Here is a 10,733-nt window from a genome sequence, read left to right on the forward strand (position 1 = left end):
GCCCGGCACGCGCGCGGGAGGCACCGGACCCGCCGGGCCCCGGCACGCCGGACACGGCGACGGCGCCGAGGGCGAACTGCCCCGCCGGGTACGCCAGGCGAGCCTCGTTCCCCAGCTGCGCGAGGCCCCCGCCCCGCCGCCGCTGTCCCCGCCGGCCGATCCGGGCCCGGCGACCCGGACCCCCGAGGTGGTCCGGGACCGGATGGCCGCCTACCGCGACGGCTGGCGGCGGGGCGGCGGCGCCGCCCCGGGCAGCAGGCGTCCCCTCGGTCCCGGCACCGGTCACGAAGCCGGTCCCGGCACCATCCCCCTCGACGACCCCCGCTCCGAAGGAGACCAGTCATGATCGACCACGAGAGGATCTCCCACCACCGGTCCGGTGAGCTCGACTGGCTCCTCGACGACCTCGTCACGCGGGTCCGCGAGGTCCGCCACACCGTGGTGCTCTCCAACGACGGACTCGCCGTCGGGTCCTCCAACGGCCTCAGCCGCGAGGACGCGGAGCATCTGGCGGCCATCGCCTCCGGCTTCAACAGCCTCGCGAAGGGCGCCGGGCGGCAGTTCGGGACCGGCGGCGTCCGCCAGACCCTGGTCGAGATGGACGACGGCTTCCTCTTCGTCGCCTCGGCGGGGGACGGCTCCTGCCTCGCCGTCCTCAGCTCGGTGAGCGCCGACATCGGCCTCATCGCCTACGAGATGGCCCGCCTCGTCAAACGCGTCGGCGAGCACCTGCACACCCCGCCGCGGCTCACCGTGACCCCGCCGGCCGCCGGCTGACCCGGAGAAGTCCCATGAACGAGGAGAGCGCCGGCGGCCCGTCCATGCCGGGCAGTCAGTGGTACGACGCCGACGCCGGACCGCTCGTGCGTCCGTACGCGATGACCGGCGGCCGTACCAGGCCCGGGCCCAGCAACGTACGGTTCGACCTCATCGCCCTCGTCGTCGTGGACGACGATCCGCCAGGACCGGCCGAGGAGTCCCTCCTCGGTCCCGAACACCGGTCTCTGCTCGCCCTGTGCCGGGCCGAGACCCAGTCCGTCGCCGAACTCTCCGCCGACGCCGACCTGCCCGTCGGCGTCGTCCGGGTCCTCCTGGGCGACCTCCTCGAATCGGGCTTCGTACGCGTCAGCCGACCCGTACCGCCCGCACAGCTCCCGGACGAGAGAATCCTGAGGGAAGTAATCGATGGCCTACGAGCGCTCTGAGAGCACCGGCGCGGACGACGGCGGGGACGGCGGTTCGGACAGCACCGCCCTCGCCCTGAAGATCCTGGTCGCCGGCGGATTCGGCGTCGGCAAGACCACGCTCGTCGGCGCGGTCAGCGAGATCCGGCCGCTCCGTACCGAGGAACGGCTCAGCCGGGCCGGGGAGTCGGTCGACGACACCGGGGGAGTCGACCAGAAGACCACCACGACCGTCGCGATGGACTTCGGCCGCATCACCATCCGCTCAGGGCTCTCCCTGTACCTCTTCGGGACCCCCGGCCAGGACCGGTTCTGGTTCCTGTGGGACGAGCTGTCCCAGGGAGCCCTCGGGGCCGTCGTACTCGCGGACACCCGACGGCTTGAGGACTGCTTCCCGGCCGTCGACTACTTCGAGCACCGGAAGATCCCGTTCGTGGTGGCCGTCAACTGCTTCACGGGCGCGCGTACCTACGGCGCGGCCGACGTCTCCCGCGCACTGGACCTGGACCGTGGCACCCCGGTCGTGCTCTGCGACGCGCGCGACCGGGACTCCGGGAAGGAGGTGCTCATCCGGCTCGTCGAGTACGCCGGACGCATGCACACGGCCCGGCTCCTGGACGCGGTCGGCACGGTCGGCTAGAGCCGCCTCGCGGTCGTCCCTCGTCGGCCACGGTCCCGCCCAGGCGGCCCCCCAGCCGGCTCCGGTCGTGCCTAGTCGGCCACGCCGGCCTGGGCGACGACCTTCTCGATGCGCATCCGGACGAGGAGTTCGCCCGGCACCCCGTTGCGCGCCCCGAACTCGTCGGCCCGGTCCTCTCCCATGTAGCGGGCGCCGATGAGGCCGGCCCAGCGACGCAACTCCGCCGGCTCCTCGCTCAGTTCGGCACGTCCGCTGAGCGAGACGAAGGCGAACGGCGGAGCGTCGTCGTCGACGCACAGCGAGACCCGTCCGTCGCGCGCGAGGTTGCGGCCCTTCACCGTGTCCTTGCCCGTGTTGAACACGACGTCGTCCCCGTCCAGCAGGAACCAGATCGGCACCACGTGCGGACTTCCGTCCGTGCGCACGGTCGCCAGCTTGCCGGTACGGGTCCCCTCGGACACGAAGGTCCGCCACTGATCGTCCGTCATCCTCGTCATGCCCCCATCCTGCGCCACCCGCGGGCACGGCGCAGTCGGCACGCGCGAGCGTGGTGCGGTGCTTGCCCTGTTCACGACAGTGCGTAAGGCTTGCGGCGATACGGCGGACCACTGCGGGACGGGACCACGGGACAGCCGGGGCACCGGGACGCACCACCCAGGGGGAGGACCACTGATGGCGTTGGACAAGGGACTGGACTGGCTGCTCGACGACCTGACGCAGCGGGTCGGGTTCATACGGCACGCGCTCGTGCTGTCGAACGACGGCCTCGTGACCGGCGCGAGCAGCGGACTCGTCCGTGAGGACGCCGAGCACCTGGCAGCCGTCTCCTCCGGTCTGCACAGCCTGGCCCGGGGATCCGGCCGGCACTTCAGGGCCGGCCGGGCGCGCCAGACGATGGTGGAGTTCGACGAGGCTCTCCTCTTCGTGACCGCGGCGGGCGAGGGCAGCTGCCTCTGCGTCCTGAGCGCGGCGGAGGCGGACGTCGGTCAGGTGGCCTACGAGATGACGCTGCTGGTGAACCGCGTCGGCGAGCACCTCGGCGTGGCGGCCCGGCAGCCGGGGCACCCGGAGGGCGGCCTGTTCTGACCGTTCTCACCGTCCTGACCGACCGGGCCGTCGGACGGAGGTTGTCCACAGGCGGTTGTCCACAGGCAGTGCGGGCATCGTCACTCCGCGTTACGTTCTTGGTGCCGGGCCGAAGCGGCTCGCGACACGGAGAACCACGGACGTACGGGGGAGGGCCGCGGCATGGCGGTGGACGAAGGGGCGCGCTCGGTGACGGTGACACCGGGGCGGGCCGCACAGGAACTGGAGCTGGGCCGGGACGAGTTCCGGCTCGCGATCCAGCTGGGCCTGGTGAGGACCGTGCCGGCGGGGGAGAGCGGCCGACGGCGGGTCGAGCGGGACGAGCTCGACCGGCTCAAGGCCGCACCCGACTTCCCCGCCGGCCTCCGCGACCGGGTGCACGCGATCGGCACGGCGGACGCGGCGGCGCTCCTGGAGATCTCACCTGAGCGCTTCACCCGGCTCGCCCGGACGGGGCACGTGAGCCCCGTCCGGTTCTCCCTGAACCGCTACCGGGCGGTGGTCTGGACGTACCTCGCGGAGGATGTCGCCGCACTCGGCCGCACCTGCCCGGCACTGCTCACCGGGCGGCTGCCGCTGGAACTGCGGGAACGGCTCGCCGCCCAGGAGGACCTGAGGCCGCGGAACTGGCGGGCGCGGCGGCTGGGCGTGCTGCTCCGTGCCACGGACGATCCCTGGGCGCAGGCCGCCGCCATGGCCTCCATGCTCGACCCCGTCCAGGTCGCCGAGGTCGTCGACGACCCGTACGAGCGCGCCCACCTCGACCGGCTCCGCCCGCCGGAGCCGCCGGGAACGCCGGTGCGGGCGCCGGCCCGCGACATCGCCGAGCGGCTCGCGCGGGCCGACGACCCGGACGAGATCCTCTGGCACCGGTTGAGCCTCGCGCTCGCGCTCGACGAGGCTCGCACCAGGGGGCCGGCGCCCCATCCGGGCGACGCGGGCCCCGGACGGGAGCGCGAGGAGTCGCCGGAGCCGTGGGTGCCGGTGCGCAGGCGCACGCCCCGACGGCCGGTCCTGAGGGCGGCGCCCTCTCTTCCGCCCGGACCGCCTCCCTCGCCGGCCGAGTCCGCGCCGCCACGGCCGTCGACCCCGCCGGGGCCCGTTCTCGTTCCGGCGGTGCGGGCGGCCGCGATCGAGCGGCCGCCGAGCCGGGCGGCGGCCCGTGCCGGGCTCCTCGCCCGGCTCCGGCGCAGGAGGACGGGCGGCGGGCGCGGGCGCGGACGGAAGCGCCCGGTGTCCTGGCCGTGACGAGTATCGGCCCTGATGCCGTATCGGCCATACTGCCTACGGCCCCGGCGCCTACCGGCCGACGTGACGTCGTACCGGCCATGACGCGGTACCGTTCCCGGCGCTGTACCGGTCGCGACGCCTGTGGTCCCGGCGCGCTTCTGCCCCCGACGGCGACGCGTGGCGTGCGGTGGGGGCTCGGTCTGGGGAGGATGGGGCCATGCTGCTCGCCCGTGTCGCCGACGTGTCCCGGCAGGTCGCCGCCGAGTCCGCGCGCTCGCGCAAGATCCGTCTCCTCGCCGAGTTGTTCGTGGAGGCCGAGCCCGAGGAGAGTCCCCTCGTCATCGCCTACCTCTCGGGACGGCTCCCGCAGGGCCGGATCGGGGTCGGCTGGAGCGTCCTCAAGGAGGTCGCCCCACCCGCCGTGCCGCCCGCCGACGAGCCCGGGCTCACCCTGGAGCGCGTCGACCGCACGATGGGGGACCTCGCGGCGGTCTCCGGGGCGGGATCCCGGGCCGCGCGGACGCGACTGGTCCACGCGCTGTTCGCCGCCGCCATCGATGCTGAACAGGAGTTGTTGTTGCGGCTGCTCACCGGGGAGGTGCGGCAGGGCGCCCTCGACGCCGTCGCTCTGGAGGGCGTCGCCCAGGCGGCCGGCGTGCCCTCGGCCGAGCTGCGGCGTGCCGTGATGCTGGAAGGCTCGCTCCCCCCGGTCGCCCAGGCGGTGCTCGCCGACGGCGCCGCCGCGCTCGACCGCTTCACCCTGCGCGTCGGGAACCCCGTGCAGCCGATGCTCGCCCATACCGCCTCCTCCGTGACCGAGGCGATCGGCGATCTCGGGCCCTGTGTCGTGGAGGAGAAGCTCGATGGCATCCGCGTCCAGGTCCACCGGTACGGCGACGAGGTCAGGGTCCACACCCGCTCCCTCGACGACATCACCGCCCGGCTGCCCGAAGTGGTCGAGGCCGTCCGCGCGGTGCCGGCCGACGGTTTCATCCTGGACGGCGAGGTGATCGCGCTCGATCCCGGGACCGGGCGCCCCGTGGCGTTCCAGTCGATCGCCTCCCGGGTCGGCTCACGTACCGACGTCGTCGGCGCGCACGCCACGCTCCCGCTCACACCCGTCTTCTTCGACGTGCTCGCGGTCGACGGCGAAGGGCTGATCGACCGACCGGGCCGGGAGCGGCACGCGGTCCTCGCCCGGCTGCTTCCGGAGGACCGCCGGGTCCGCCGCCTCGTCGTGACCGACCCCGCCGATCCCGTGCAGGTGGAGGCGGCCGAGCGGTTCTTCGCCGAGACGCTGGCCAGGGGCCACGAGGGCGTCCTGGTCAAAGGTCTCGACGCGCCCTACGTGGCTGGCCGCCGAGGGCGTACCTGGTTGAAGGTGAAGCCCGTCCACACCGTGGACCTCGTCGTGCTCGCCGTGGAGCGGGGGCACGGGCGCAGGACCGGGCTGCTCTCCAACCTCCATCTCGGCGCGCGGGCGGCTGACGGCGGCTTCGTGATGCTGGGGAAGACCTTCAAGGGCCTCACCGACGCGATGCTGCGCTGGCAGACCGAGCGGCTGGGTGAACTCGCCGTGGAGGACGACGGGTTCACCGTGCGCGTGCGGCCCGAGCTGGTCGTCGAGATCGCCTACGACGGTCTCCAGGCCTCGACCCGCTACCCCGGCGGCGTCACGCTGCGCTTCGCCCGCGTGCTCCGTCACCGCCCCGACAAGCCGGCCTCCGAGGCCGACACCGTCGAGGGGATCATCGGCGGCGCGTGAGCGGAGGGCGGCGACCCTCGCGGGAAGGCGCCCCGCGAGGGATCCTGGAGACGTGGCCCGACGAGCGCCGGCCGGCGAGCGCGGAGTGCCACGAGTGAGACCGGCGGGCCGCGAGGAGATGAGCGACGTGTACGACCTGCACATCGACACCGACGTGACCGTGCAGCTCAGTGGCTGCAGCCGCGAGGACGCGCAGTCCGTCTTCGGCGTCCTCGGCGGCTTCTACGAGCGGGAGGACACGGAGGCCCCCGGGCCCCAGGCGGATTCAGGGCCGTCCCCCACGGTCTGGACGGCCACCTTCGACACCGCCGGCGGGCGGCGCCGGGAGGTGACCCCCACCCGGCTGTCCTCACCGGTCGGGGCCACGCTCAGCGGCGGCTACCACGCCGTCAACGAGGTGGAGAAGGTGCTCGCCGCCGGATTCGACATCCAGTCCCAGCAGTCCGTCTCCGGTGATCAGGAGACCGAGGCCCGGCTGCTGCTGGCCTCCCGCTGAGCCGGAGGCGGTGACTCCCCGGACGGAGCGGACGGGCGCCGTCCGGGGTTGAGCTGCGTCCGCCGGGCGCCCCCTGCCGTCCGGGGTCGAGCTGTGTCCGCCTGCCTCCGCCCGTCCTCTCCGGCCCTCGCTTGCCCTCCCCTGCCCGGCATTCGAGCAGGTGGGGGACCCCCCTGCCTTCCCCGCTATACACCGTGTGTAGAGTTCTCGATCTGTCGTGCGAACCGTCCTGACCAGGCGGTTGCCGGCGGTATCGAAGACGGCACCGGGGAAAGCGGGTTCCATCATGTTCCGATCCAGGCTGGGCCGACGCAGGGGGACGGCCACCGCCCTGATCGCCGCGGCATCACTGATGCTCACGCTCGGGGGCTGCGGGGTCGACACCGTCACCCCGCAGGACGCCCGCGGGGAGGGCGGATCGGACGACAAGGCGGGCTCCTCCGCCCGCCGCGTGGACTGCGCCAAGGTCAAGTGCATCGCGCTGACCTTCGACGCCGGGCCCGGCAAGGACACGCCCCGCCTCCTCGACGTCCTCAAGGAGAAGCAGGTCCCCGCGACCTTCTTCCTGCTCGGCAGCAAGCACGTCGACCGTTACCCGAAGGTGGTCAAGCGGATCGCCGACGAGGGGCACGAGGTCGCGAACCACACGTGGACCCACCGGATCCTGACCGACCTCGACGAGTCCGAGATACGCGACGAGCTGTCCCGCACCCAGGACGCCGTCGAGAAGATCACCGGCCGAAAGCCCACCCTCATGCGCCCGCCGCAGGGCCGTACCGACGGAACCGTGTCCGACGTCAGCCGCGAACTCGGACTCGCCCAGGTGCTGTGGAGCATCACCGCCAAGGACTACTCCACCACCGACTCCGCCCTCATACGGCAGCGCGTGCTCGAACAGGCGCACGGTGACGGGATCATCCTGCTCCACGACATCTACGACGGAACGGTCCCGGCCGTCCCCTCCATCATCGACGAGCTCAAGCGGCGGGGCTTCACCTTCGTGACCGTCCCCGAGCTGCTGGCCCCGGGCAAGGCCGAGCCCGGCGCCGTCTACCGCCCCGAGAAGGACTGACCGGAGAGGCACCCGAAACCGGGTGAGGTGACTCACACCGCCCAGAAGGGAACCCTCGGAACATTCAGGAAACGCCGACCGTTCTTACCTATGTGACACCGAAGGGGCCCGGTCCCCAAGGTCCCCCCCCAAGAGGTGACCGCCCTTCGCGTCACGGCAGTACGGCCCCGGTTGGAATCCCCCGTCCAACCGGGGCTCTGTCGTTCCCCCCCTCAGTTCTCGCGGCCCAGTCACAGGTCGGGGCCGAAGACCTCGTCGTGGACGTCGGCGGCCGGGACGCCCCCTGCCGAGCAGGTCACCGCGGCCCGCACGGAGGAAGGGGAGCGGCCCGCCGAGGTACGCCGTGACCCCGGCCGGCAGGTCGAGCGCCGTGACGTCGGCGCGACCCGTCCGGGCTCCGGAGTCGCCCGGCTCCTCGTACCAGAGGTGCAGTGTTCCCCCGGGCAGTGCCGCCACGAGCTTTCGCAGTGCGGCGGCGTGTGCGTGGGTCTCGGGGGCGCGGTCGGCGTGGACGACGACGACCGGCCGGGTCGAATCCGTGGCCGCCAGGTGGTGGTCGAGCATCGCCGGCATCGGGGTGCTGCCGGTTCCGGCGGAGGCGAGCAGCAGCGGGCTCTCGCCCTCGGGCAGGACGAGGTAGCCGAACGGCGCCGAGACCCTCAGCGCGTCGCCCGCGCGAGCCCATTCGTGCAGCCAGGAGGAGACCTCGCCGGCCGGCTCCCCGGCGAGCCGCTTGACGGTGATCCGCCACTGCGACCGGCCGGGTGCGGCGGACAGGCTGTACTGACGGATCTGCCGTGCGCCGTCGGGCAGCGGCACCTGGACATTGTGCCCGTCCCGGCCGTCAGGCCAGGACCTTGGCCTTCGCCTTGTCGAACTCCTCGGGCGTGATGGCGCCCTTGTCCTTCAGCTCCGCCAGCCGGGCCAGTTGCTCGGTGGCGCCGCCACCGCCCTCCTTGCCCGCGGCCTTGCGGATGTAGTCCTGGAAGGCGGCCTCGCTGTCCTTGGCCTGCTTGATGTCGCGCTCGCCCATGCTCCTGCCCCGGGCGATCACGTAGACCAGCACGCCGAGATACGGGAGGAGGATGCAGAAGATCAGCCAGCCGGCCTTGGCCCAGCCGTGCAGCGAGTGGTCCCGGAAGATGTCGGTGATCACCTTGAAGAGCAGGAACAGCCACATGATCCAGAGGAAGAACCACAGCATGGTCCAGAACACGTTCAGGAGAGGGTAGTCGTCCATACCGGCGCACTCCGTTCCCGCACCGGCCGGGAAGCCGGGCATGGAGCGAGTCTCACCCAGCCCCGCCGCCCGCGCACGTCGTGGCCGTCCCGCGTGCGCGACAGCCCGCGGCGTGGTCCCATGGAGGGCCCGCGCCGCGCGGTACGGGCCCTCCGGGCGAGGCCGGGGACGACCCTCAGGCGCCGCGCAGGGCGGCGAGCGCGCGGTCCGCGTGGGCGCTCATGCGCAGTTCGCTGCGGACGACCTCCCGTACCCGCCGGTCCTGGCCGATCACGAACGTCACCCGCTTCGTCGGCGCCAGCGAGAACCCGCGCTTCACACCGAACCGTTCCCGCACGGCGCCGTCCGGGTCCGAGAGCAGGGGATAGCCGAGGGAGTGCCGCTCGGCGAACTCCAGCTGACGCTCCACCGGGTCCGTACTGATGGCCACGGGAGTCGCGCCGACGGCGCGGAACTCGGCGGCGAGGTCCCGGAAGTGGCAGGCCTCGGCGGTGCAACCGGGGGTGAGCGCCGCCGGGTAGAAGAAGAGCACGACCGGACCGTCGGCCAGCAGGCCGCTCAGGGAGCGGTCGGCCCCCGTCTCGTCCGGAAGGCTGAAGTCCTCGACGAGGTCACCGACGTTCATAGAGGCCCGTCCCCGATCCGTACGTACGTCACCACCGGTGCCTCCGGTAGTCGGCCGGTGACGTTACCGCACGGTAGAAGGCGCCGTCACCCTCGTGCGAACCCGCGCCGCGTTCCCGGACCCCCGGGTCAGGCCCGGGGCACCGCGGGCGCCACGGCGGCGGTGCCCCGGCCGGCCCGCGCGCGCCGGTCGAGCACGGCGAGCGCGCGCTCGCCCCACCGCAGGTTCTCCTCCTCGAAGAACCGGCCGCGCATCAGCGTGAGGTACGGGCCGATGCGCTCCGCCTCGTCGAGGTACGTCTCCTCGTCCCGTCCGTCGAGCATCCGCTCCCGCAGGCGGTCGTAGCGGGCCAGCTTCGCCCGGGACGCCTCCATCCGCTGCGCCACGAAACCGCGCACGGCCGCGCTGTCGCCGCCGTCGCACGCCTGCACCTGGACCAGCAGCTCGTCCCGTACGGCACTGGGGCGCGGGGGCGCGGACGTGTACGCGGCCAGATCCCGAAGCCCCGGCTCCGTCAGGCTGAACATCCGCTTGTTGGGACGCCGTTCCTGCTCGACCACGCGCGCCGTGATCAGACCGGCCTCGGCGAGCTTGTCCAGCTCGCGGTAGAGCTGCTGGGGGGTGGCGGCCCAGAAGTTGGCGACGGACACGTCGAAGATCTTGGCAAGGTCGTATCCGGATGCCTCGCCCTCCAGGAGAGCTGCGAGGACGGCGTGCTTGAGCGACATTCCGACACGCTAGCAGCACGTTGAATAGTTTCCTCCGCACCTATTCAACCGGCGCTCCCCGGGTCGGACGGGGGTCCTACGCTGGCACGTCCGTCCGGCGCCTGCCTAGGCTGGAGGCGGGGGACGGCAGAGCCGAGGGGCAGCGCGATGGACAGCCACACGTTTGTCTACACCACCTACATCCGGACCACCCCGGACGAACTCTGGAAGGCGCTCACGGACCCGGCCTCCACCCGCCGGTACTGGGGCGTCGCCTTCGAGAGCGACTGGACCCCGGGCGCCCCCATGGTCTGGGACGAGACCGGACGCCGCACCGCCGACCCCGAGCAGGTCGTGCTGGCGGCCGAGCCAGGCCGGCTCCTCTCCTACACCTGGCACACCTTCACCCCGGCCTGGGCGGAGGCCGTCCACCTCGACCCGGAGGTGTACGAGCGGCTCGCCCGGGAGCCCCGGTCCAGGGTGACCTTCCTGATCGAGCCCTCGGGCGACACGGTCAGACTCACCGTCTCCCACGGCGACCTGGCCCCCGACGGCCTGATGAAAGGGATGATCGGCGAAGGGTGGCCCGCCCTGATCTCCAGCCTCAAGTCCCTCCTGGAGACGGGCGAGGAGCTACCGGAACCGCCCCGCTGACCCGCCCGCACGCCCCTGCTGCCGCATCCACGGC

General features: G+C 72.8%; 13 protein-coding genes and 2 pseudogenes. 10 read left to right on the top strand and 5 right to left on the bottom strand.

Translation table 11 applies throughout. The features are described from left to right. The 4 genes and pseudogenes from EAO70_RS27400 to EAO70_RS27415 all read left to right on the top strand — a co-directional run. Positions 1-346: pseudogene (locus EAO70_RS27400) on the top strand (hypothetical protein); the annotation flags it as partial. After that, positions 343-777, top strand: a complete 435-nt coding sequence (locus EAO70_RS27405; protein WP_148005656.1) for a roadblock/LC7 domain-containing protein — start codon at positions 343-345, stop codon at positions 775-777. The pseudogene EAO70_RS27400 and the gene EAO70_RS27405, both read left to right, overlap by 4 nt. Positions 778-791: 14 nt before the next feature. After that, the gene (locus tag EAO70_RS27410) at positions 792-1,205 is read left to right on the top strand and encodes a DUF742 domain-containing protein (RefSeq protein WP_148005575.1); all 414 of its coding nucleotides are present in this window, start codon (positions 792-794) and stop codon (positions 1,203-1,205) included. Continuing rightward, positions 1,186-1,824 (top strand): GTP-binding protein, encoded by a 639-nt coding sequence (locus tag EAO70_RS27415; protein ID WP_148005576.1) that lies wholly within the window; start codon positions 1,186-1,188, stop codon positions 1,822-1,824. Before EAO70_RS27410 ends, EAO70_RS27415 begins: the two co-directional genes overlap by 20 nt. A 71-nt stretch (positions 1,825-1,895) precedes the next feature. Here EAO70_RS27415 and EAO70_RS27420 read toward each other — a convergent pair whose 3' ends face one another. Beyond that, entirely contained in the window at positions 1,896-2,321 is a 426-nt protein-coding gene (locus EAO70_RS27420) for a PPOX class F420-dependent oxidoreductase (RefSeq protein ID WP_148005577.1), read from the bottom strand. Positions 2,322-2,496: 175 nt separating this feature from the next. On the opposite strand from EAO70_RS27420, the gene EAO70_RS27425 reads away from it, so the two are divergent. The 5 genes from EAO70_RS27425 (at position 2,497) to EAO70_RS27445 (ending at position 7,473) form a co-directional block, all read left to right on the top strand. Next, a complete protein-coding gene (locus EAO70_RS27425; protein ID WP_148005578.1) occupies positions 2,497-2,910 on the top strand; it encodes a roadblock/LC7 domain-containing protein in 414 nt (137 codons plus the stop codon). A gap of 162 nt (positions 2,911-3,072) precedes the next feature. After that, positions 3,073-4,158 carry a DUF6397 family protein gene (locus EAO70_RS27430; RefSeq protein ID WP_148005579.1) on the top strand — a complete coding sequence of 362 codons (1,086 nt, stop codon included), beginning with the start codon at positions 3,073-3,075 and terminating at the stop codon, positions 4,156-4,158. Positions 4,159-4,357: 199 nt separating this feature from the next. Further along, positions 4,358-5,905, top strand: a complete 1,548-nt coding sequence (locus EAO70_RS27435; RefSeq protein ID WP_148005580.1) for an ATP-dependent DNA ligase — start codon at positions 4,358-4,360, stop codon at positions 5,903-5,905. 118 nt (positions 5,906-6,023) lie between these two features. Continuing rightward, a complete protein-coding gene (locus EAO70_RS27440; protein ID WP_148005581.1) occupies positions 6,024-6,401 on the top strand; it encodes a hypothetical protein in 378 nt (125 codons plus the stop codon). 286 nt (positions 6,402-6,687) lie between these two features. Then, complete coding sequence (locus EAO70_RS27445; RefSeq protein ID WP_148005582.1) at positions 6,688-7,473, top strand: polysaccharide deacetylase family protein; 786 nt, start codon at positions 6,688-6,690, stop codon at positions 7,471-7,473. Positions 7,474-7,703: 230 nt separating this feature from the next. On the opposite strand, the pseudogene EAO70_RS27450 reads toward EAO70_RS27445, so the two are convergent. From EAO70_RS27450 to EAO70_RS27465, 4 genes and pseudogenes are all read right to left on the bottom strand, one after another. After that, positions 7,704-8,301: pseudogene (locus EAO70_RS27450) on the bottom strand (hemin transporter); the annotation flags it as partial. 16 nt (positions 8,302-8,317) lie between these two features. Beyond that, the gene (locus EAO70_RS27455; RefSeq protein WP_148005583.1) at positions 8,318-8,713 is read right to left on the bottom strand and encodes an SHOCT domain-containing protein; all 396 of its coding nucleotides are present in this window, start codon (positions 8,711-8,713) and stop codon (positions 8,318-8,320) included. 175 nt (positions 8,714-8,888) lie between these two features. Continuing rightward, the gene (locus EAO70_RS27460; RefSeq protein WP_148005584.1) at positions 8,889-9,338 is read right to left on the bottom strand and encodes a peroxiredoxin; all 450 of its coding nucleotides are present in this window, start codon (positions 9,336-9,338) and stop codon (positions 8,889-8,891) included. Between the two features lie 128 nt (positions 9,339-9,466). Beyond that, on the bottom strand, positions 9,467-10,066 hold the full coding sequence (locus tag EAO70_RS27465; protein ID WP_148005585.1) for a PadR family transcriptional regulator: 600 nt from the start codon (positions 10,064-10,066) through the stop codon (positions 9,467-9,469). Between the two features lie 147 nt (positions 10,067-10,213). Between EAO70_RS27465 and EAO70_RS27470 the strand changes: the two genes are divergently transcribed. Continuing rightward, entirely contained in the window at positions 10,214-10,699 is a 486-nt protein-coding gene (locus EAO70_RS27470) for an SRPBCC family protein (RefSeq protein WP_148005586.1), read from the top strand. Positions 10,700-10,733: the final 34 nt, after the last annotated feature.

It is taken from the genome of Streptomyces sp. adm13(2018), assembly GCF_008042145.1.
In the GTDB taxonomy this organism is placed as follows: Bacteria; Actinomycetota; Actinomycetes; order Streptomycetales; family Streptomycetaceae; genus Streptomyces.